Consider the following 20,277-nt stretch of genomic DNA (forward strand, 5'->3'; position numbering starts at 1 on the left):
ATCGGTATCAGTCGAGCATCAGCCGCTGGCGCACCACGTCCACCAGCTTGTCCGGCTGGAATTTGGAGAGGAAATTGTCGCAACCGACCTTCTTGACCATCGACTCGTTGAAGCTGCCGGACAGCGAGGTGTGCAGCACCACATAGAGTCCACGCAAGCGCGGATCGTTGCGAATCTCGGTGGTCAGGCGATAACCGTCCATTTCCGGCATTTCGGCATCGGTGAAGATCATCAGCAACTTGTCGGTCATCACCTCGCCGAAGTCCGCCCAGGCCTTGAGCATGTTCAGCGCCTTCAGGCCGTCGCTGGCGATGTGCATCTTCACGCCCAACTGGCCCAGGGTGTCACGCAATTGCGAGAGCGCGACGTTGGAGTCATCCACCAGCAGGACCTCACGACCACGGGCGCGCTCCAACACCGGGTCTTCGAGCTTGTCCCGGGAAACCTTGGCGTTGTAAGGCACGATTTCAGCCAGGACTTTTTCCACGTCGATGATTTCCACCAACTGGTCGTCCACCTTGCTGATTGCCGTCAGGTAATGCTCGCGGCCAGCGCTGGTCGGGGGCGGCAGGATGGCTTCCCAGTTCATGTTGACGATGCGGTCCACGCCACCCACCAGGAACGCCTGGACGGAGCGGTTGTACTCGGTGACGATGATGGTACTGTTCGGCCCCGGCACCAGTGGACGCATGCCAATCGCCTGGGACAGGTCGATGACGGGCAGCGTCTGGCCACGCAGGTTGACCACGCCGCAGACGAATGGGTGGCGCTGGGGCATCAAGGTCAGCTTCGGCAGTTGCAACACTTCCTGGACCTTGAACACGTTGATGGCGAACAATTGCCGCCCGGCCAGCCGAAACATGAGAATTTCCAGGCGATTCTCACCCACCAGTTGGGTTCGTTGATCTACTGTGTCGAGAATGCCGGCCATCGATGACTCCTGGGCTTGTTCGGATGAATCCTGTAATGGCGCTATCGGCGCCCTGCGCCAAATCTTGACCCTGAAATGAAATATCAAGGCGAGAGATTGATATCACATTAACATCATGCTTTACTGGCCTCCTGCTTTTTCCATCCCCTGTTTCCCGCCGCGCGACTTCGATTTGCGGGCAAAGTTCCCCTGCCTAAGGGTTTCCCCTAGGCACAATCAGGTCCAACCTGATATTCCCGCTATTCAATAGCCATTAATGTGACGCCATTCTCATTGCTGAACGGAGTCAGGCTGTTGTGCGCGACCACAGGACATCGACCTTCCAGCCTTTCGGCCGATTTCGCCCGTGCAATCGTTTGCATGCCAGCTTCTGCCAAGCGGCGGGGATGCGCGAGACGCCGTCGTTCGTTCGCGGCCTTGAGATCCAGCGTTCGCCACACGCGATTTACTTTCGCCTGACATGATGTTGTGGAGATAAGCATGCCGAACGATCGCAAGACCTGGAGCCAGCGCCTTCCTGAGTTCCTGACGGAAGCCGAGACGCTCTTGGCCAAGTCAGAGGAATGCCTGAGCCACCTGCAACTGATCAACAACGACAAGGATGCCATTGATTGCATGCTTAGCACGTTGCTGAAACTGGCAAACAAGGCCGATGCCCTTGCGCTGGAGGCCGTTTCGGAGTTTTCGCTGCATATCCATGGCTTGCTCAGTCATGCGCAAAATCACATGGAATTGCACGACCAGGCATTGGGCGCATTGAAGGACTGCTTCACGCTGATGGCCTGGCAGCTCGAGCTGGTTGACCACACCACCGGAAAATTGAGCCTGGACAGCAGCGAGCAAGCCTCTCTGATCGAAGCGTTCGCGTTCCAGGTGGGCCAGAATCCTTGCCAGGCGTTGCAAACTCCACGCCCGCTGGCGTTGGTACCCTACGCCCAGAAACAAGCATGAAACCGCCTGTCGTGGTCGCCAACCAAGTGCCCGGCTCACCGAGCTTTGCTACCACCAAACCGAGCGCGACCAGCGATATTTGAAGTGGTACTATGTCTTCCGTCAGTCACTTCGAACCGCCGCACCAAAAGCCGCCAACCGAAGCCGTCCTCGACCTGAACCGTTTACCCGACCCGGCCCGTCAGATTCGCTGACAGGCCTGCCCGCAGCGAACATCCATTGGCTCCATCCGTTATGTACGCCAGCTTCAAGTCATTTACCTCCTGGCCACCCTCCCGAGAAAATGCCCGTCGGTTCACACTTTTGCTGTGCATCGGCTCGACCCTCGGCTGCCTGTTGGCCTACTGGTCGGCCGTGACGGTGCCGCTGAGCTTGCTGGCACTGAACATGGCGACCTTGGCCTGCGTCTGGATCCAGTATCGACTGTCACGTAAATCCATCAAGTTCCAGCCTCAGGAACTGGCCGACCGACTGCTGGAAGTCCAGGAAAACGAACGTCATCGACTCAGTCGCGAATTGCACGATGACATTGGCCAGTTGCTGACTGCGGCAAAGCTGCAGAGCGAATGGCTCCAGCGCCGCATGCCGCAAGAGCTGCAAGACCAGTGCTCTGTCCTCAGCGAAACGCTCGACGAGACCCTGAACAAGGTGCGCGATGTGTCGGCGATTCTCAATCCGAGGCAATTGACCAGCCTGGGTCTGGAAGCCAGCCTGCGTGCGCATCTGCTCAAGACACTGGCCAATACGTCCGTGAACTGGAGCCTCGATTGCCAGCAGCGCATGACCGGCATACCGGAAGAAATGACCGTCGCCGCCTTTCGCATCACCCAGGAAGCGATCACCAACATTCTGCGCCACGCCCAGGCAAAGAATCTCCTCGTGCGCCTGCAACGGCTGCCCGAAGGTTTGACATTAGTGATCAGCGACGACGGCCAGGGATTTGTCCCGGCCGACCACCCTGCCCGCGAAGGACAACGCGGCATGGCCGGCATGTCGGAGCGGGTCGAGCAACTGGGCGGCACGCTCAAAGTAGTCAGCGAGGCCGGAAAAGGCACGCATATCGAAGCTCGTTTTCCCTGGGCGCCCCGCGCCTTGGAGCGGGCCAGCAAGAATAAGGTTCTCCATTGACTTGTAATTTGCTTTTGGTAGATGACCATTCGCTTATCCGTGCGGGTGTGCGCGCCTTGGTCCTGGACTTGCCTGGCTACGCCGTTGTCGGCGAAGCCAATGACGGCTCGCAGTTGGTGGAGCTGGTGGAACGGCTCAATCCCGACATCGTGCTGCTGGATATTTCCATGAAAGACACCAGCGGCCTGCAAGCCTTGCAGCAACTCAAGCGAGTACGTCCCTACAGCAAGGTCCTGATCCTGTCCATGCACACTGATCCCGCACTCATCATGCAGGCGCTGGAATCAGGCGCGCACGGCTACCTGCTCAAGGACACGACCCCCACCGAACTGGGCCACGCGCTGGAAGCCCTGCGCAACGACGAACGCTACCTGAGCCCGGCCATTGCCCATACCGTGATCAACCAGGCGCTTACCCGCGGCCATAAATACCAGCCTGATCCCGCCCCTAACCACAACCTGACGGCACGCCAATTGGAAATCCTGCGACTGATCGTTCGCGGCAAGTCCACCCGGGAAATTGCCAACGGCCTGAGCCTGAGCATCAAGACAGTGGAAACCCACCGGGCCCAAATCATGAAGCGCCTGCAAATCCACGACGTGGCCGGGTTGGTCTTGTTTGCCGTGCGCGAGCAGATTATCAGCCTGGACGACTAAGCTTCGCCGAGCCTCCCAGCAGAGGCGAATCGGCGGGCAGATGCACACGTAGCGCCTGGGGGCGAACCGTAAAACGCAGGTCGTCCACTTGCAACGGTTCGCCATCCAGATTGATATCGAGGCCTTGGGCGACCTTGATTTCCACCCACGGCAAGCGTGCTCGCACGAACATGTTGTCGATGCCCAGCCCACCGGCAAGCAAATCCTTGAGCGTACTCACCACTTCCTGGGGCGCCGGCAGAATGCTGATATCGAGCAGGCCGTCGTCGGCCAATGCGTCCGGACAAAGCAGATGTCCGCCTCCGGCCTGTCGGCCATTGCCAATGCCCAACGCCAACAGATCGCCACGCCAATGAAAACCAGGCCCCTGCAGCTCGCCATAGGCTGCGCTCAACTCGCTGAAGCGCGATAGGCCGGTGAACAGATAGGCAGCGCCACCGAGGATTTTTTTCAGGTCCTCGGAGGTGTTCGCCGTCACCTGGCTACCGAAACCACCCGTGGCCATGTTCAGAAAAATCTGCCCGCCCACTTCACCAAGATCGACCGCCCGCGGCGTGACATCCAGCAAGTCCAAAGCGCGATCAGGCTCCAGTGGCACGCCGGCGGCCCGAGCAAAATCATTCGCGGTACCCAAAGGCAGCAATACCAGGCTGACATCGCCGGATTGCTGGGCTATCGCTTCGGCAATATCGCGCAAGGTCCCATCGCCGCCGCCAGCAATCAAACGGGTGTAACCCGCGTCCAACGCCTCATTGACGCATCGCCGGGCGTCGCCGGCTTCCCAGGTCAAGCGTACCGCCAGGTCCCACCCCTGTTTGCGCTTGAGCATCACTGCTGCGCGAACCTCTTCGTTGAGCGCTTGCTTGCCATGCAGGATCAAAAGCGCCTTGCCTTTGCTCATCGTTGTCTCCGTCATTGGAAGGTTCAGGAAATGGGACCACTCATTCGCTGGAAATAGCCCCGGACATGGGCAATATCCGCAAAAAACCGGATCAATTTCTCGATTCAAAGAATTTTCTTACAAGACTTGGCGAATCAGCTCAATTGACCCTCTAACCGTATTGAGACACCTTGACAGGGTGTTGTGCTGAACCTCTAAACAACCATCAGACAAGGATGTGTAACCCATGGATGGATATGTCACGGCCCCCTGGGGCCCGCTTACGCGCTCAAGAAATCATGGCGACAGGGAGGAAATGCCCCATGCATAGCCATGAATACAAGTTGTCACCCCGCCACCTCGCGTCCTTCGGGAACGAACCGGCCGATCTCAAAAGCGAATGCAAACGTTGCAGTAATCCCGTTGGAGGAATTGATTTGGAACCGCGCGTCGTTGAATTGGAAACCCACCTCAAATACATCCGAAGGGACATGGATGAAATCCGTATCGACGTCAAGGCCGTACGACACCGCCTTGCCTATCTGGCGGGTGCGGCGGCAGTCGTGGTCGGGCTGCTGGGGTGGGTCGCGAACAATCGTTTCGACCAGTTGGTGATGCTGCTGTCGCGATAAAGGCAACAACGCGTAGAGACCCGATACAGAATCGGGCCGCAGCACGTTGGCGATTGCCGGACTAGTCCAGGACTTCGCTCAAGGGGATGAAACTGACGACATCGCCTTCAGCCAGGGTCCTTCCCTCCAGGACTTCCACCAGCCCTTCGGCCCAGGCTGCGCTGCGCAGGACACCGGAACTCTGGTTGCGATAAATGACCGCTCGACCATTTTCAATGCGTCCTCTCAAGAATTCTCGCCGATTGCCTGCCTTCGTCCAGACGAAACCGGCGGGCACCTGGAACTTGAGAGGCGACACCGCCTGAACACCTTGGCGACGCAACAAGTAGGGACGCGCCAATAGGGCGAAAGTCACCAGGGTCGAAGCAGGGTTTCCAGGCAGGCCGATCACCGGCACGCCACGAAAATGCCCGAACGTCAGCGGTTTCCCGGGCTTGATGGCGAGTTTCCAGAGCGTCAGCTCCCCTTCCTCGCGCAGCGCGATACCCAGGAAATCGGCCTCCCCTACCGACACTCCGCCCGTGGAAAGAATCAAGTCGACATCCGATAGCTGAGCCAGGCATGTGCGAGTAGCGGCCAGGTCATCAGGCAGGATACCCGCATCGACCACATCACAACCCAGGCGATGCAACCAGCCACAGAGCAGTACGCGATTGCTGTTATAGATTTGCCCCGGCCCCAGGGGCTGGCCCGGCTCTACCAGCTCATCACCTGTGGACAGCACAGCAACTCGCACCCTGCGTATCACGCCCAGCGATGCACGCCCCAAGGATGCCGCAAGCCCCAACTCAATCGGCCCCAGGCGAGTGCCGGCGCCGAGAACCTGTTCTCCGACGGTCGTTTCCTGCCCCTGGGGACGGATGTTCTGCCCGCAGGCCATGGGCTGGGTAAACCGCACCCGCTGGTCGTCTTCGACGATGACGTTTTCTTGCATCTCGACGCAATCTGCGCCCATCGGGATCGGCGCCCCCGTAAAGATCCGCGCGCAGGTCCCTGCGGCAAGGGGGTCCGGAGATTGCCCGGCAAAAATCAGCTGGCTGATCACCAGCGGCGTCTCACCATTCCAGTCAGCCAGGCGCAAGGCGTAACCGTCCATGGCGCTGTTGGGCCATGGCGGCAGATCCAGGGTGGACACCAGATCCTCGGCAAGTACGCGTCCCTGCGCCTCGGCCAACGGCACCCGCTCGTGCTGGACGATGGGCGTGGCGGCCGCCATTTCGAGCAAGCGCTCCAAGGCGACCTCGACAGCCATCAAGGCACCTGCCTTGCCCGGTTTACCCACGGGATTCACAAGGCGCCGCCTGTTTCAAATGGGCCACGAAATTGCACGGCCTGTGCCGTGCGTCCAACTGCTCGGCCAGGATTCCATCCCACCCTGTGCGCACCGCATTGGTCGACCCGGGCAGGCAACACACCAGCGTCCCGTTGGCCAGGCCGGCCAGTGCTCGCGACTGGACAGTGGAAGTGCCGATATCCGCGACGGAAATCTGCCGGAACAGCTCGCCGAAACCATCGACCTGCTTGTCCAACAGGCACGCAACGGCCTCCGGCGTGCTGTCGCGCCCGGTAAAGCCGGTACCGCCAGTGATCAACACCACTTGCACGACATCGTCGGCGATCCAGGCGGCAACTTGCGCCCTGATCTTGTACAAATCATCTTTGAGCAACACCCGTGCCGCGAGGTTGTGCCCTGCCTCCGTGAGGCGATCGACAAAGACCTGGCCCGAGGTGTCGGTTTCCAGGGTACGGGTATCACTGACAGTCAGCACCGCGACATTGAGCGGCACGAAAGGTACTTCAGCCTTGGCTTTCATAGGCTCGTCCAGTTGTAGGGGAAACAGCCTGGTGTTATATCACAGCGTCCCATTTTTTCGCCCGTGCGGAGACACCCGATGACCTCGAATAATGCCCTGCCACCTTGCTCCGTGCTGCTCCTCGCTGGCGGACGCGGTCAACGCATGGGTGGGCAGGACAAGGGCTTGCTGGAGTGGCGAGGTGAACCGCTGATTGCCCACCTTCATCGGCAAACCCGCACCCTGAGCGACGACCTGATCATTTCCTGCAACCGCAACCTGGAGCGCTATGCATCGTATGCCGACCAGCTGGTTCATGACGATGAAGGTGACTTTCCGGGCCCGCTGGCTGGAATCCGGGCAGGTCTCAAGGCAGCGAAGCATCCCTATCTGCTGGTGTTGCCGTGCGACGTACCGCAAATCGACTCGAGTCTTTTGGACAGCATGCGCGAAACTGCCAGCAAACATCCCGACAAACCACTGATGGTGCGTCACGGCGAACATTGGGAGCCGCTGCTGTGCATCATTCCCCGCGCCTTGTCAGCCACTTTCGAACAGGCCTGGAGCGATGGAGAACGCAGCCCGGGTCGCATCATGCGCACGCTGCAAGCAGTCGCCTTGCAATGCCCGTCCAACGATCCCCGACTGGCCAATCTCAACACGCCGGAACTCCTCGCCCAGCACAAAGGCGTGTCAGATTGACACTAGCCAGGAACTTGCGCGCGATGTATACGTCTGAAGGTCAGTAACTTGAAGAATCCATTTCGGAGAAACACCATGAACCAACGGACCCTCGCTACTTTCATGCTCGCGCTGGGCCTCGCCACTCTCGCCGGGTGTGCATCGCCAACAGTGATCACCTTGAATGACGGTCGCGAAATCCAGGCCGTCGACACGCCTAAATACGATGAAGAGAGCGGCTTCTACGAATTCGAGCAACTGGACGGCAAGCAGACTCGCGTGAACAAGGACCAGGTTCGTACCGTTAAAGATCTGTAATCTTCAACGTCACAGCCAGATACAGAAAAGCCCGCATTGATTGCGGGCTTTTTGTTGCCTGTCGAAAACGCAATGGCTACCACTGCAGCGTAATGTTGCTTTCAAAAATCCTATCCTGATGCGTGACCGGATCGATGAAGCGCAACCCTTGGGCCAGCAACTTGAGCGGATTGGAGTAGTCATCCTGAGCATCCCGAATCACATCGGGGTAGAACGGATCGTTACAGATAGGTGCGCCCAAGGCATTCATATGCACGCGCAACTGATGTTTTTTCCCGGTCACCGGATACAGGCCATAGCGCCACAGGTCGCCATTTTTTTCCAGCACGTCGATGGCCGTCTCGGTATTGGGTGCCCCGGGACCTTCCTGCATTCGGAAGAACGGCTCGCCATCGATCAACCGGCTCTCATGCACACGTGGAAAACTCAATCCAGGCAGCGCGGGAGCAATGGCCTGATAGCATTTTTCGATTTGGCGTGTCGGAAACAGCGATTGATAGATCGAACGAGTTTTCGGGTTGGCTGAAAACAGCACCAGCCCGGCCGTGTGCCGATCGATACGGTGCAGGGGCACCAGATGGGGGTTATCCAGGCGACGGATCAAACGCCGCAACAAGGTTTGCTCGACATATTGGCCCGCCGGCGTGACAGGAAGATAATGCGGTTTGTCTGCCACCACCAGGTGCTCGTCGGCATGGAGGATCGATTCGAGCACCGGGATCGGTTTTTCATCGGGCACTTCACGAAAATAATGAATGCGAAGGCCTTCACGGTATGGCAGATCGGCACGTATCGCCTTGCCCTCTCCGTCCAGCACCCGGCCCCGCGCAATCCGGTCCAGCCATTGCTCACGGCTGATCGCACTGAAATGCTCGCAGAGGCATTCCAGCACCGTCTGCCAGGCACCGGGCGGCAGGTACAACGTGCTGGCCTGCTGCTGAGCTGCGGAAAACGATGAACCGGACATTGAAGACTCTTTACCTTTTGCTGGGAGCAGCATTATCCGACAGTCAGGCAAGCGAGCCCAGTAATGAATGGCTCAGGCGGAGATCGTTGTCCGTCTTGCGGCGGCTTCGGTGAATTCCTTCAACCAGCGCAGCACTTCGACCGCCTCCCAGCGCCCCGGATCGTACAAGGCATACAAGAGGCCCTGATATCCCACCACATCCAGTTGCTTGTGGTAGCCGGCGCGCTGGAACAGCGCTTCTATCTCGGCGAAACAGGTATTGAAGTGCAGCTTGTTGAAGGGTGTCTTGCCTTCCGTGACCAGACCGTCCAGGCGCAACTCCAGTACCGCTTCGCTTACAACGTCCACGGACATCCGGTTCACGCTGTTTTTCAATTGCTCGACATTGACCAAGGGCTGCACTCCAGTAGCTGTATGCACATACAGTAACCGAAGAACACCCTTTCGCCAATGGCGGCATGCAGGTCCAACCGATGGAAGGCGTCAACGCAGAAATGAAGCAACCCGGTCGGGATCGTCAAACGGCCAATCCAGTTCCGCCCCCGTGTCGATCCTGCGCAACACGGGAATGCGCAGGCCGTAGGCTTCGGACAAGGCATCGCTGTCGGCAATATCAACCAGTTCCACCAACAATCCATGTTCGACGAAAGGCATCAACACAGCCTCGGCGACTTCACAAAGATGGCAACCCAGGGTGCCGAACAGCTGGCATTCCGGTGTCATGGCAGGTACCCAAAAAAGACAGATCGTCATTCTAGGCCCGCTCCACGCAACCGTCGAGCCGGGTACCATGTCGCAGGATGTTTCGGCAAAACGCTGACGCAAATCACTGAGCCCGAATGGGTTTCCAGCGATGCTCGATGTTTTTTCTGTTCTACGCTGGGTCTCGTAAACCTTGAAACGGAGTTTCTCTTGTTCGCCAACCTGCTGATCATTCTCGCCTCGTCCCTGGTGGTCATTGCCCTGTTCAGGCGCCTGCGCCTGCCACCGGTGCTGGGCTATCTGTGCGTCGGCCTGGCTGTCGGGCCCACTGCGCTGAACTGGGTGAATGACAGCGAAGAGCTGCCAGACCTGGCCGAGCTTGGGGTGGTTTTCCTGTTGTTTTCGTTGGGGCTGGAGTTCTCGCTGTCGAAAATGCTCGAACTGCGTCGGGTCGTGTTTGGCCTTGGAAGCCTGCAAGTTCTCTGCTCAGCCGCGCTGCTGGGCGTGCTGCTGGCAGGCAGCGGCGCTCCGCTGGCGGCGGCACTGCTACTCGGCGCAGGACTGGCACTGTCTTCTACGGCCATTGTCAGCAAGGAGCTGTCCAGCCTGGGAGAGATTTTCAGCAGCCACGGCCAGAACGCCATCGGAGTGCTGCTGTTCCAGGACGTCGTCGCGGTATTGCTTTTGACCTTGGTGCCGGTGTTTGCCGGTAGCAGCGACAACGCCTGGTATTGGGCGTTACCGTTGACCTTGGGCAAGACGCTGGTGCTGTTCGGCGGCCTGTTGCTGGCCAGCCGGCTGCTGCTGCCGCGCCTGTTCCATGAAGTGGCGGCATCCCGCTCCGCGGAACTCTTCGTTTTACTGGCCCTGGTGATCGTGCTGCTCACGGCGTGGCTTACCCACCTGCTCGGCCTGTCACCGGCCCTGGGAGCGTTCCTGGCTGGAATGCTGCTGGGTGAAAGCCATTATCGGCACCAGATCGAGGCGGACATACGCCCGTTCCGCGACATCCTGCTCGGGTTGTTCTTCGTCAGCATCGGCATGCTGATCGACCTGCAATTGTTCATGGACGATGGCCTGCTGATCCTGGGATTGACCCTCGGCTTGATGGCGATCAAGGGCTGCGTGGTTGCCGCCCTGGTGAAGTGGCGCGGCAGCGATGGCGAAACGGCGTGGCGCAGCGGCCTCGCCCTGTCCCAGGGCGGCGAGTTCTGTTTCGCCCTGATGGCATTGATGCAACAGAACCACCTCATGCCCGGCGATATCGGCGGCCTGCTACTGGCCGCGACATTCTGCTCGATGCTGCTGACCCCACTATGCCTGCGCGCCGCGCCGGGCATAGCTGCCCGCCTGCACCGCAAACCCAACGAAGAAGCGCAACTGGAGCAGATCAGCGAACTCAATGCAGGCCTGTCAGGCCACGTGGTCATTTGCGGGTATGGTCGCGTCGGCCAGTCCATTGGGCGTTTCCTACGCCGCGAGGGGCTGGAGTTCGTCGCCCTGGACGATGACCCGGTCATCATCCGGGAGGCCACTGCTGGCGAACATTGCGTGCATTATGGTGATTCACGCCGTGCGGACCTGCTTACCGCGGTCGGGCTCGGTCGCGCACGATTGGTGGTGATCGCGGTGGACAAGACAGACATCGCAATGGCGGTACTCAAGGAGGCCCGGCGGGTCAATTCGCATGTACCTGTCCTGGTGCGCACCCGCGACGACAGCCAACTGGCAGAATTGCAGGCCGCCGGAGCCACCGAAGTGGTCCCGGAACTGTTGGAGTCGAGCCTGATGCTCGCGTCCCATGCGCTGATCATGCTCGGGTTACCTGAACAGCGAGTCCGGCATCACGTGGATCAAGTCCGCCACGAGCGTTATGGGCTCCTGCACGGCTTTTATCCGGGCAACCAGGACAAGGAGCCGTGATACCGATCAGTCCAGGTTGACCGCGCCGATCTTGTGAATCGACAGGTCCGCGCCGTAATACTCTTCTTCCTGTGTCAGACGCAGCCCCAGCAAAGCCTTGATCGTCCCGTACACCGCGAACCCGCCAACCAGTGCAATACCGACGCCTAGCGCGGTACCGATCAGTTGGCTGGCCAGGCTCACCCCGCCCAGGCCGCCCATGGCCTGCTGGCCGAAGATCCCGCAGGCGATACCGCCCCAGACACCGCAAAGGCCATGCAACGGCCAGACACCCAGCACGTCATCGATTTTCCATTTGCCTTGGGCCGCCGTGAAACACCACACAAACAGAGCACCAGCAATCGCGCCGGTCGCCAGCGCTCCAATCGGGTGCATCAAGTCGGAGCCCGCGCAGACCGCCACCAAGCCAGCCAACGGTCCGTTATGCAGGAAGCCCGGGTCGTTGCGCCCGACGACCAACGCCGCCACGGTCCCGCCCACCATCGCCATCAATGAATTGACCGCCACCAATCCGCTCACACCAGGCAACGTCTGGGCGCTCATCACGTTGAAGCCGAACCAGCCGACGATCAGGATCCACGAACCCAACGCCAGGAACGGAATGCTCGACGGGGCGAATGCCACCAGGCGCCCGTCCCGGTAACGCCCGTTACGCGGTCCGAGCAGAAGGACAGCGGCCAACGCCAGCCAGCCCCCCATGGCGTGGACCACCACGGAACCGGCAAAGTCATGAAAACTGGCACCAAAATGGCTTTGCAGCCAAGCTTGCAGGCCGAAGTTGCCGTTCCAGGCCACGCCTTCGAAAAATGGATAGACAAACGCCACGATCAGCACCGTGGCGCACAGTTGCGGTGCGAAGCGAGCTCGCTCGGCGATACCACCGGAAATAATGGCCGGGATCGCAGCGGCAAATGTCAGCAGAAAGAAAAATTTCACCAAGCCATAGCCGTGGTCCGCGGCAAGGGCCGCCGCCGGTTGCACAAACGTCACGCCATAGGAAACCCAATAACCGATGAAAAAATAGGCCAGGGTCGAGACAGCAAAATCACTGAGGATCTTTGATAGCGCGTTGACCTGGTTCTTTTGCCGGACCGTTCCGACTTCCAGGAACGCAAACCCGGCATGCATGGCTAGGACCATGACAGCACCGAGCAGGATGAACAGCGTGTTGGAACTATGGACCAGACTGTCCACGGCGCTTTGCATATTTTCCATGGGTATTGGCAGACCTGAAAAAGTTGAAAAAGCACCGAAGCGGTTCGTTTCGCGCCGTCATCGCACCAAATTAAGACAATTCGCCTATCTCCCGAAGGCGATCGAACCGTCTTGGTGCATGACAACTGGCAAACCGAGGTCCTGCTTCGTCGTGCTTTGCGTTTTTTGATTTTCTGGATCAAGGTTTTAGGGCGCTCGCCCAGCTTCAGCGCACTGGCGCAGGCTCACGCACCAGTACATGGCAAAAAGCCGAGCAAAAGTTGTACCAGCCAGTTTCACTGAACCTTCCTGCATGGCTCATACTCGAACGCTTCAGACGTCACCTACGGAGATCCACCCATGGCCAGAACCCAGGCAAAGACCGCTCAAGAAACGCTGATGGAAGACTTTCAGACGCTGGTCAGCGATACCGAGCGACTGCTGGATCACACCGCGACCCTGGCGGGCGACCAGGCTGACGAATTGCGCAGCCAGATCCACGAAACCCTGTTGCGCGCCCGCGAAACGCTCAAGCTGACCGAAGAATCCGTGCGCGAGCGCGGCCAGGCCGCCGTGATCGCCACCGAAGAATATGTGCAGGCCAATCCTTGGCAGTCGGTTGGCATTGCCGCAGGCGTTGGCTTCTTGATCGGATTGCTGGCGACACGGCGCTAATGATGGGTATCGACGAATCCGGCTCGTCCGAAACGGGCACAAAACCTACAGCACGACGCCTGGGCGCGGCATTCCTCGGATTGCTGCACAGTCACGTCGAATTGTTCGGCATCGAACTGCAGGAACAGAAGGCCCGTACCGTCAGCCTGTTGTTATTTGCCGGCCTGGCGCTGGTTTTTGGCTTGCTGCTGCTGGTTGGACTGTCAGCCCTCGTGCTGATCCTGGTGTGGGACACCTACCGCCTGGCAGGGATCATTGGCCTTTGTCTGTTTTACCTGCTGGCGGCGTTGTTTTGCGGGCTTCGGCTCAAGGCAGCGATCTACGACGAATCCTCACCGTTCCACGCCACCCTCGAAGAATTGGCCAATGACCGGGAGCGCCTGTTGCCATGAGCCTGCCCGATATTCCTCAAGCCCGTACCCGACAGGAGATGCGCAAGGCGCTGGTGCGTTTGCGCATGGAGATGCACCGCCAGGAGATTCGCCAGGAAACGCGGCAACTTCTGCACCCGCTGCAACGGGTGCGGGGGTTTACGCAAAGTTGGCACGAGGGCTTCGGGCTCAAGCATGCCTCGCTTTGGGGCGTTGCCGCAGTCTCTTTGCTGGGTTTCCTCGGCGGCAAGCGAACCCGACGCGGCCGTCCTGGGGGCTTGTCGCGCCTGATCCGGCTGGCAACGACGCTGCTTCCGCTGATCAAGCTGGCCAAGAGTACGCGTAAACCCTGATGCTGCTCGACGGGCCCTTCTCATCGAACGGCCCGATTCGACTGTCAACGCAACACCCTGGCACAACTGATCGCATCCCTCAGGCCTTGCAGGACACCGCGCGAACCGGGAAGCTAGGGCATCGACTCAACAAACGGAGCAACCGGCCTTGGATTGGCACACCCTGCTGACGCGCGAACGCCTGGGAAAAACGCTGCACAGTCCGGAAGAACTGGGCCGCAGTCCATTTCACAAAGACCATGACCGCATTATCTTTTCAGGTGCATTCCGTCGCCTTGGGCGCAAGACCCAGGTGCACCCGGTCTCCAGCAACGATCATATCCATACGCGCCTGACCCATTCGTTGGAGGTCAGCTGCGTCGGTCGCTCGCTCGGCATGCGCGTCGGGGAGACCATCCGTAGCGCGCTGCCTGACTGGTGTGAACCCAGCGACCTGGGCATGGTCGTGCAATCGGCCTGCCTGGCCCACGATATAGGGAACCCGCCGTTCGGGCACTCCGGCGAGGACGCCATCCGCTATTGGTTCCAACAGGCAGCAGGGCGTGGCTGGCTTGATGCGATGAGCGAGGCCGAGCGTAACGACTTCCTGAACTTCGAAGGCAACGCCCAGGGGTTCCGGGTGCTCACCCAGCTTGAATACCATCAGTTCGACGGCGGCACCCGGCTCACCTATGCGACGTTGGGCACTTACCTGAAGTATCCCTGGACAGCCCGTCACGCCGACTCCCTGGGCTATAAGAAGCACAAGTTCGGCTGCTATCAGAGCGAACTACCCCTATTGGAGCAAATCGCCCACAAACTTGGCCTGCCGCAGATCGAGGATCAACGCTGGGCAAGGCATCCGCTGGTCTACCTGATGGAGGCCGCCGATGACATCTGTTACGCGCTGATCGACCTGGAAGATGGCGTGGAAATGGACCTGCTGGAATATTCCCAGGTGGAATCGCTGCTGCTGGACCTGGTCGGAGACGATCTGCCGGAGACCTATCGCCAGCTTGGACCATTGGATTCCAGGCGGCGAAAACTGGCTATCCTGCGCGGCAAGGCCATCGAACACCTGACCAACGCCGCAGCCCGTGCGTTCGTCGAACAACAGGATGCGCTGCTGGCCGGCACACTGCAGGGCGACCTCGTGGAGCATATGCACGGGCCGGCCAAGCGCTGCGTGTTGAATGCCAAGGACATGGCTCGCAAGAAAATATTCCAGGACAAGCGCAAGACGCTCAACGAGATCGGCGCCTACACCACGCTGGAGATCCTGCTCAACGGTTTTTGCGGTGCCGCCCTCGAACAACACGGGGGCCGAACGCCCTCATTCAAGAATCGCCGGATCCTCGACCTGCTGGGCAACAACGCCCCCGATCCTGACGGGCCGCTGCACGGCGCTTTCCTGCGGATGATTGATTTCATCGCCGGCATGACTGACAGCTACGCCAGCGAAATGGCCCAGGAAATGACCGGTCGCACTCGCCAATGAAATGACCCGGCCAGCGACCGGAATCCTGCGGGAGCGAGCAGTCGCGCTCCCGCAATCGGTGGTTTTACCGTCTTCCAATAAACAGTTTCCAATGGCTTGGAAATCGCTGGCGAGCGGCTGGAAATAGCTGAAGATTGCATCCCTGCTTAGTTTCGCCATATGACGATACATACACAGACCGGAAGATAAACATCCCCTTCCCACGCTACCCGCCTACTAATTGGCTAAGCACATCGTGTTATCTCGCCTCTTTTTTTGTAGGAAAGTTCTGAAATTGATCAGGCATGCCCCGTCTCCTCGTACGAGCCGGCCTTAACTGGGCTAAGGTGCGCGCTTTATTTAAGCTTGCAGGGGACTTTATTCATGAACTCCGTTTTCATTGTCGACGATCATCCGGTCATCCGCCTCGCCGTTCGAATGCTGCTGGAGCATGAAGGTTATAAAGTCGTAGGGGAAACTGACAACGGCGTCGATGCGATGCAAATGGTGCGCGAATGCATGCCCGACCTGGTCATCCTGGATATCAGCATTCCCAAACTTGATGGATTGGAAATACTTTCACGCTTCAATGCCATGACCACGCCGCTCAAGACATTAGTGCTGACGGCGCAATCCCCAACGCTCTTCGGCATTCGCTGCATGCAATCCGGCGCCTCCGGCTACGTTTGCAAGCAGGAAGACCTCAGCGAACTCGTCAGCGCAATAAAGGCCGTATTGTCCGGCTACAACTATTTCCCCAGCCAGGCACTCACGCCCGTCTCCCATGACGATCCCCGCAGTATCGAGCTGGATCTTTTCAAGAGTGTCAATGACCGCGAGTTGATGGTTCTGCAACTTTTTGCCCAAGGCCGCACCAACAAGGAAATAGCCAAGGGTATGTTCCTGAGCAATAAAACAGTCAGCACCTATAAAAAACGGCTCATGCAAAAACTTAAAGTTAAGTCCTTGGTAGACCTGATTGAAATGGCAAAGCGAAACTCGCTGGTGTGAGAAACAATAGGATGCTCAATCGCATAAGCAACTATCTTCTGCTGTTAGGCGCAGGGTTATATGCGCAAATGCTCATGGCAACGCCAAATATGCCCCAGCGCTACGCGCTATTGAGTCGCGCGACGATGGACCCTATCGAAATCCGTCTCGATGAGACCCAACGTGCCTGGCTGCAAGGTCGTCAAGAATTGATCCTCGGAACCTCCGCGCCGGATTATCCGCCCTTCGACCGTTCTACCAACGGGAGCGACTATGAAGGCATGACTGCCGATTATGCGGGCCTCATCGCCAAGGCGACCGGCCTGCCCATGAAAGTCCTGCGCTTCGCCTCACGCGAGGCCGCCATCGCCGCGCTCAAGCATGGGCAAATCGACCTGCTCGGCAGTGCCAACGGTTTCGAAGCCCGAAGCACCGGCATCATCCTGTCGACCCCCTATGCCGTGGATCAACCGGTCCTGGTCACCCGAACGAGTGAAAGCAGGCCCCTGACTGACGATCTCGAAGGGCTGCGGTTGAGCATGGTCTATCACTACCTGCCCCTGCACGAAATCGAAAAGCTGTACCCCAAAGCGTCTATCACCGCCTACCCCTCCTACCAGAACGCCATCAATGCGGTCGCCTTCGGGCAGGCCGATGTCTTTCTCGGCGATACCATTTCCACCCGTTACATGATCAACAAGGGGTACTTGAGTAATATCCACATGGCCAGCTTCGCAAAACACGAGTCTTCCGGATTCGCCTTCGCGCTGCGACACAACAGCACCCGGTTGCTGGAGATCATTAACGCCACGCTCAACCAGATTCCCATCGCCGAACAGACGGCTATTTCCAAGCGCTGGAGTGCAGGTAGCGACCTGTACCTCTCGGATCACCAGATTCAACTGTCCGACCGAGAACAACGCTGGCTGGCCCAACATCCCACCATTCGGGTAGCAGTGAACGAAACCTTCGCCCCGTTTACCTTCTTCGACCCGGACGCCGATTTTCGCGGCATCAGCGCCGACTTGCTTGAGTTGGTCAAGCTGCGAACCGGCCTGCGCCTGGACATTCAACGTCATCGCACCGACGAGGACATGATCGCCGCAGTCCTGAACGGCCAGGCGGATGTCATTGCCGCGCTCTCGCCAAGCCGCAAACGACAACAACTGCTGAGATTAAGCCGGCCTTATATGGACAGTTCCTTCGTCCTGCTGACGCGCAAGCAGTCCAGCACCCCGGCGACACTGGATCAGTTCGCGGGCAAGAGCCTGGCGATCGCCAAAGGCAACCCCATCATCGATTGGCTACGCAGCCAATACCCCGGCCTGCGAGTCATCGAAACCGCCGACTCGCTGAGCGCCGTCCAGTTGCTTGCCCAAGGGCAAGCCGATGGCAGCGTGAACTCCCTGGTCATGGCCAATTACTTCATGTCCTCCCATACCTTGCGGGACACGTTGCAAATCAGCAGCACCGTGGGCACCCAGCAGGCAATGTTCTCCCTGGCCGTCGGAAAAGACGCCACGGAACTCAATTCCATTCTCGACAAAGCCCTGACCAGCATTGACCCCGACGAGTTGGGCGTCATCAACAACCGTTGGCGTGGCTACGTCCCGGCGTCAGAGGCGGCCTGGCGCACCTATAATCGCCTGTTCCTCCAGGTCGCCGCGGGCGCTGGCCTGCTACTCCTGCTCTCACTGGCCTGGAATGCCTACATGCGGCGCCAGATCAGGCAACGACAAATGGCAGAACTGGCGCTCAATGACCAGCTCGAGTTCATGCACGCCCTGCTCAACGGCACGCCCCACCCGATCTATGTACGGGATCGCAACGGTTTCCTGCAAAGCTGCAACGACAGCTACCTTGAAACATTCAATGCAAGACGCGAGGAGGTCATTGGCAAGAACGTCATGCCCGGTACCATGAGCAACGCCTTCGAAGCGCGGGAATATCAGATGGATTATCAACGCGTGATGGCCGAAGGCGTCCCCCTGATCGTTGATCGGCCGCTGCACATCGGTGACAGGAAGCTCACTATCTACCACTGGATCCTCCCCTACCGAAATTCGGCGGCACAGGTACAAGGCATCATCGGCGGCTGGATCGACATCAGCGAACGGCGAGCGCTGTTCGACGAACTGCGTGCCGCCAAGGAGCAGGCCGAGAATGCCAACCGGGCCAAAAGTACCTTCCTGGCGACCATGAGCCATGAAATCCGCACACCGATGAACGCCGTGATCGGCATGCTCGAGCTCGCCCTCAAGCACGCCGACAAAGGCCAGGTGGACCGCTCGGCAATAGAGGTCGCGTACGAGTCGGCCTCCGGCATGCTGGAGCTGATCGGCGATATTCTCGACATCGCCCGTATCGAATCAGGCCATCTGAGCCTGGCGCCCGAACGTGTCGACCTGAGAGCCCTCTTGCAGTCGGTCGTTCGCGTGTTCGCGGGATTGGCCCGGCAGAAGAACCTGGCGTTGTCGTTGCACTTCGAGCCTGCCGAAGGCAATCCGAACGTGCACATCGACCCATTGCGATTCAAGCAGGTCATCTCGAACCTGATCAGCAACGCCCTGAAATTCACCGAGTTGGGTGAGGTCAAGGTGAGCGTGAAACTGTCACCCACCGTGCACGAAGGGACGCTGCACCTGCAATTGGAGGTCAGCGACAGCGGCATCGGCATCAGCCCGGCGGACCTGGGGCGGCTGTTCGAGCCGTTCGCCCAGGCCGATAACAGCAGCCGGATGGCGCGCAAGGGCGCGGGCCTGGGCCTGGTGATCAGCCGCCACCTCTGTCGGATGATGGGGGGCGATCTGCGGATGGACAGCCAGCCAGGCGTTGGCACCCAGGTCCGGGTCTCCTTGCAACTGGCCGCCCTGCCGGGCGCCCCGGCACGCCCTGACGCCGAACCCATGATCGAAACCGCCGCCTGCGCATTGCGCGTCCTGGTCGTGGACGATCATCCGGCGAATCGCCTGCTGATGTCCCAGCAATTGGAATACCTCGGCCATCACCACCACCTCAGCCACGACGGCGAGCAAGGGCTCAAGGCCTGGCTGGACGGGGATTTCGACCTGGTGATCGCTGATTGCAACATGCCCATCATGAGCGGCTACGAACTCGCCACGGCGATCCGTCTGCGCGAGACGGAACATCAGCTACCGCCCTGCACCATCCTGGGATTCACAGCCAACGCACAACCCGAGGAAAGACAGCGTTGCAAAGATGCCGGCATGAACGATTGCCTGTTCAAGCCGATCAGTCTGAGCGCGCTGAATCAATGGATGAACCAGATCAAACCCGCCAAGCGTCGCCACGCATTCAACGCGCAATGCCTGCACGCCCTGACCGGAGGCAACCCCGTGTCGACGCGACGCCTGCTGGCGGAACTGCTCAGCAGCAACCGTTCGGACCGGCAGGAGTTGCTTGACGCCGCTGAAAACGGAGACAGGCGAGCATTGGCCGAGACAGCCCATAAAATCAAAGGCGTCGCCCGCATCGTACAGGCGACTTCGTTGGTTCAACTCTGCGAGGCATTGGAGCTGGCCTGTCATCAAGCGCCAGAACGAATCGAAGGGCATGCCCAGGCCCTCGAACAGGCAATGACAGAACTGGAGCAGGCCCTGCAAACGGAGATCGTCAAGGCAGAATAACCCAGTGTTTACTATGCTGTTCGCTCAGC

21 protein-coding genes are annotated in these 20,277 nt (G+C 59.2%); 13 read left to right on the plus strand and 8 right to left on the minus strand.

Annotated elements, in window-relative coordinates; all coding sequences use genetic code 11:
- Window positions 1-7 precede the first annotated feature (7 nt).
- On the minus strand, window positions 8-931 hold the full coding sequence (locus OC610_RS01235; RefSeq protein WP_030141915.1) for a chemotaxis protein CheV: 924 nt from the start codon (window positions 929-931) through the stop codon (window positions 8-10).
- Between the two features lie 480 nt (window positions 932-1,411).
- Between OC610_RS01235 and OC610_RS01240 the strand changes: the two genes are divergently transcribed.
- The 3 genes from OC610_RS01240 to OC610_RS01250 all read left to right on the plus strand — a co-directional run bounded on the left by OC610_RS01240 (window position 1,412) and on the right by OC610_RS01250 (window position 3,666).
- The gene (locus OC610_RS01240) at window positions 1,412-1,882 is read left to right on the plus strand and encodes a hypothetical protein (RefSeq protein WP_264426161.1); all 471 of its coding nucleotides are present in this window, start codon (window positions 1,412-1,414) and stop codon (window positions 1,880-1,882) included.
- A 234-nt stretch (window positions 1,883-2,116) separates the two neighbouring features.
- Window positions 2,117-3,010, plus strand: coding sequence for a sensor histidine kinase (locus OC610_RS01245; protein ID WP_264426183.1), 894 nt, complete (start codon window positions 2,117-2,119; stop codon window positions 3,008-3,010).
- The gene (locus tag OC610_RS01250; RefSeq protein WP_264426162.1) at window positions 3,007-3,666 is read left to right on the plus strand and encodes a response regulator; all 660 of its coding nucleotides are present in this window, start codon (window positions 3,007-3,009) and stop codon (window positions 3,664-3,666) included. Before OC610_RS01245 ends, OC610_RS01250 begins: the two co-directional genes overlap by 4 nt.
- Here OC610_RS01250 and yegS read toward each other — a convergent pair.
- On the minus strand, window positions 3,650-4,567 hold the full coding sequence (gene yegS, locus OC610_RS01255; protein ID WP_264426163.1) for a lipid kinase YegS: 918 nt from the start codon (window positions 4,565-4,567) through the stop codon (window positions 3,650-3,652). The genes OC610_RS01250 and yegS overlap by 17 nt on opposite strands.
- Before the next feature lie 302 nt (window positions 4,568-4,869).
- On the opposite strand from yegS, the gene OC610_RS01260 reads away from it, so the two are divergent.
- Window positions 4,870-5,178: a hypothetical protein gene (locus tag OC610_RS01260; RefSeq protein WP_030141910.1), complete on the plus strand. Its 309-nt coding sequence runs from the start codon at window positions 4,870-4,872 to the stop codon at window positions 5,176-5,178.
- A 61-nt stretch (window positions 5,179-5,239) separates the two neighbouring features.
- Here the strand turns inward: OC610_RS01260 and OC610_RS01265 are convergent, their stop codons facing one another.
- Together OC610_RS01265 and moaB are read right to left on the minus strand one after the other, a co-directional pair.
- The gene (locus OC610_RS01265; protein WP_264426164.1) at window positions 5,240-6,430 is read right to left on the minus strand and encodes a molybdopterin molybdotransferase MoeA; all 1,191 of its coding nucleotides are present in this window, start codon (window positions 6,428-6,430) and stop codon (window positions 5,240-5,242) included.
- A 22-nt stretch (window positions 6,431-6,452) separates the two neighbouring features.
- Complete coding sequence (gene moaB / locus OC610_RS01270; RefSeq protein WP_264426165.1) at window positions 6,453-6,992, minus strand: molybdenum cofactor biosynthesis protein B; 540 nt, start codon at window positions 6,990-6,992, stop codon at window positions 6,453-6,455.
- Window positions 6,993-7,070: 78 nt separating this feature from the next.
- Here moaB and mobA point away from each other — a divergent pair, with 78 nt between their 5' ends.
- A complete protein-coding gene (gene mobA, locus OC610_RS01275) occupies window positions 7,071-7,673 on the plus strand; it encodes a molybdenum cofactor guanylyltransferase MobA (protein WP_030141907.1) in 603 nt (200 codons plus the stop codon).
- A 75-nt stretch (window positions 7,674-7,748) separates the two neighbouring features.
- Window positions 7,749-7,970 (plus strand): YgdI/YgdR family lipoprotein, encoded by a 222-nt coding sequence (locus OC610_RS01280; RefSeq protein WP_030141906.1) that lies wholly within the window; start codon window positions 7,749-7,751, stop codon window positions 7,968-7,970.
- 76 nt (window positions 7,971-8,046) lie between these two features.
- Here OC610_RS01280 and OC610_RS01285 read toward each other — a convergent pair whose 3' ends face one another.
- From OC610_RS01285 to OC610_RS01295, 3 genes are all read right to left on the minus strand, one after another.
- Entirely contained in the window at window positions 8,047-8,937 is an 891-nt protein-coding gene (locus OC610_RS01285) for a pseudouridine synthase (protein ID WP_264426166.1), read from the minus strand.
- A 72-nt stretch (window positions 8,938-9,009) separates the two neighbouring features.
- Entirely contained in the window at window positions 9,010-9,330 is a 321-nt protein-coding gene (locus OC610_RS01290; protein WP_264426167.1) for a transcriptional regulator, read from the minus strand.
- Between the two features lie 90 nt (window positions 9,331-9,420).
- Window positions 9,421-9,660: a glutaredoxin family protein gene (locus OC610_RS01295; protein ID WP_332880451.1), complete on the minus strand. Its 240-nt coding sequence runs from the start codon at window positions 9,658-9,660 to the stop codon at window positions 9,421-9,423.
- 189 nt (window positions 9,661-9,849) lie between these two features.
- On the opposite strand from OC610_RS01295, the gene OC610_RS01300 reads away from it, so the two are divergent.
- Window positions 9,850-11,562, plus strand: coding sequence for a cation:proton antiporter (locus OC610_RS01300; protein WP_264426169.1), 1,713 nt, complete (start codon window positions 9,850-9,852; stop codon window positions 11,560-11,562).
- Between the two features lie 6 nt (window positions 11,563-11,568).
- On the opposite strand, the gene OC610_RS01305 is transcribed toward OC610_RS01300, so the two are convergent.
- Complete coding sequence (locus OC610_RS01305; protein ID WP_264426170.1) at window positions 11,569-12,777, minus strand: ammonium transporter; 1,209 nt, start codon at window positions 12,775-12,777, stop codon at window positions 11,569-11,571.
- Window positions 12,778-13,116: 339 nt separating this feature from the next.
- On the opposite strand from OC610_RS01305, the gene OC610_RS01310 reads away from it, so the two are divergent.
- The 6 genes from OC610_RS01310 (at window position 13,117) to OC610_RS01335 (ending at window position 20,248) form a co-directional block, all read left to right on the plus strand.
- Window positions 13,117-13,431 (plus strand): DUF883 family protein, encoded by a 315-nt coding sequence (locus OC610_RS01310; RefSeq protein ID WP_030141900.1) that lies wholly within the window; start codon window positions 13,117-13,119, stop codon window positions 13,429-13,431.
- A 2-nt stretch (window positions 13,432-13,433) separates the two neighbouring features.
- On the plus strand, window positions 13,434-13,823 hold the full coding sequence (locus tag OC610_RS01315) for a phage holin family protein (protein ID WP_264426171.1): 390 nt from the start codon (window positions 13,434-13,436) through the stop codon (window positions 13,821-13,823).
- Window positions 13,820-14,155, plus strand: coding sequence for a hypothetical protein (locus OC610_RS01320; RefSeq protein WP_264426172.1), 336 nt, complete (start codon window positions 13,820-13,822; stop codon window positions 14,153-14,155). The genes OC610_RS01315 and OC610_RS01320 overlap by 4 nt, the downstream gene beginning before the upstream one ends.
- Before the next feature lie 148 nt (window positions 14,156-14,303).
- A complete protein-coding gene (locus OC610_RS01325; RefSeq protein WP_030141897.1) occupies window positions 14,304-15,632 on the plus strand; it encodes a deoxyguanosinetriphosphate triphosphohydrolase in 1,329 nt (442 codons plus the stop codon).
- A gap of 363 nt (window positions 15,633-15,995) precedes the next feature.
- Window positions 15,996-16,622, plus strand: coding sequence for a response regulator transcription factor (locus tag OC610_RS01330; RefSeq protein ID WP_264426174.1), 627 nt, complete (start codon window positions 15,996-15,998; stop codon window positions 16,620-16,622).
- Between the two features lie 11 nt (window positions 16,623-16,633).
- On the plus strand, window positions 16,634-20,248 hold the full coding sequence (locus OC610_RS01335; protein ID WP_264426175.1) for a transporter substrate-binding domain-containing protein: 3,615 nt from the start codon (window positions 16,634-16,636) through the stop codon (window positions 20,246-20,248).
- Window positions 20,249-20,277 lie beyond the last annotated feature (29 nt).

The sequence above is a fragment of the Pseudomonas agronomica genome (genome assembly GCF_025917275.1).
Classification (GTDB): domain Bacteria; phylum Pseudomonadota; class Gammaproteobacteria; order Pseudomonadales; family Pseudomonadaceae; genus Aquipseudomonas; species Aquipseudomonas agronomica.

Excerpts from the sequence above, each read along its gene's own strand:
- OC610_RS01235 (WP_030141915.1), bottom strand. The coding sequence starts at position 931 with ATGGCCGGCATTCTCGACACAGTAGATCAACGAACCCAACTGGTGGGT.
- OC610_RS01240 (WP_264426161.1), top strand. The coding sequence starts at position 1,412 with ATGCCGAACGATCGCAAGACCTGGAGCCAGCGCCTTCCTGAGTTCCTG.
- OC610_RS01245 (WP_264426183.1), top strand. The coding sequence starts at position 2,117 with ATGTACGCCAGCTTCAAGTCATTTACCTCCTGGCCACCCTCCCGAGAA.
- yegS (WP_264426163.1), bottom strand. The coding sequence starts at position 4,567 with ATGAGCAAAGGCAAGGCGCTTTTGATCCTGCATGGCAAGCAAGCGCTC.
- OC610_RS01260 (WP_030141910.1), top strand. The coding sequence starts at position 4,870 with ATGCATAGCCATGAATACAAGTTGTCACCCCGCCACCTCGCGTCCTTC.
- OC610_RS01265 (WP_264426164.1), bottom strand. The coding sequence starts at position 6,430 with ATGGCTGTCGAGGTCGCCTTGGAGCGCTTGCTCGAAATGGCGGCCGCC.
- moaB (WP_264426165.1), bottom strand. The coding sequence starts at position 6,992 with ATGAAAGCCAAGGCTGAAGTACCTTTCGTGCCGCTCAATGTCGCGGTG.
- mobA (WP_030141907.1), top strand. The coding sequence starts at position 7,071 with ATGACCTCGAATAATGCCCTGCCACCTTGCTCCGTGCTGCTCCTCGCT.
- OC610_RS01280 (WP_030141906.1), top strand. The coding sequence starts at position 7,749 with ATGAACCAACGGACCCTCGCTACTTTCATGCTCGCGCTGGGCCTCGCC.
- OC610_RS01285 (WP_264426166.1), bottom strand. The coding sequence starts at position 8,937 with ATGTCCGGTTCATCGTTTTCCGCAGCTCAGCAGCAGGCCAGCACGTTG.
- OC610_RS01295 (WP_332880451.1), bottom strand. The coding sequence starts at position 9,660 with ATGACACCGGAATGCCAGCTGTTCGGCACCCTGGGTTGCCATCTTTGT.
- OC610_RS01305 (WP_264426170.1), bottom strand. The coding sequence starts at position 12,777 with ATGGAAAATATGCAAAGCGCCGTGGACAGTCTGGTCCATAGTTCCAAC.
- OC610_RS01310 (WP_030141900.1), top strand. The coding sequence starts at position 13,117 with ATGGCCAGAACCCAGGCAAAGACCGCTCAAGAAACGCTGATGGAAGAC.
- OC610_RS01315 (WP_264426171.1), top strand. The coding sequence starts at position 13,434 with ATGGGTATCGACGAATCCGGCTCGTCCGAAACGGGCACAAAACCTACA.
- OC610_RS01320 (WP_264426172.1), top strand. The coding sequence starts at position 13,820 with ATGAGCCTGCCCGATATTCCTCAAGCCCGTACCCGACAGGAGATGCGC.
- OC610_RS01330 (WP_264426174.1), top strand. The coding sequence starts at position 15,996 with ATGAACTCCGTTTTCATTGTCGACGATCATCCGGTCATCCGCCTCGCC.
- OC610_RS01335 (WP_264426175.1), top strand. The coding sequence starts at position 16,634 with ATGCTCAATCGCATAAGCAACTATCTTCTGCTGTTAGGCGCAGGGTTA.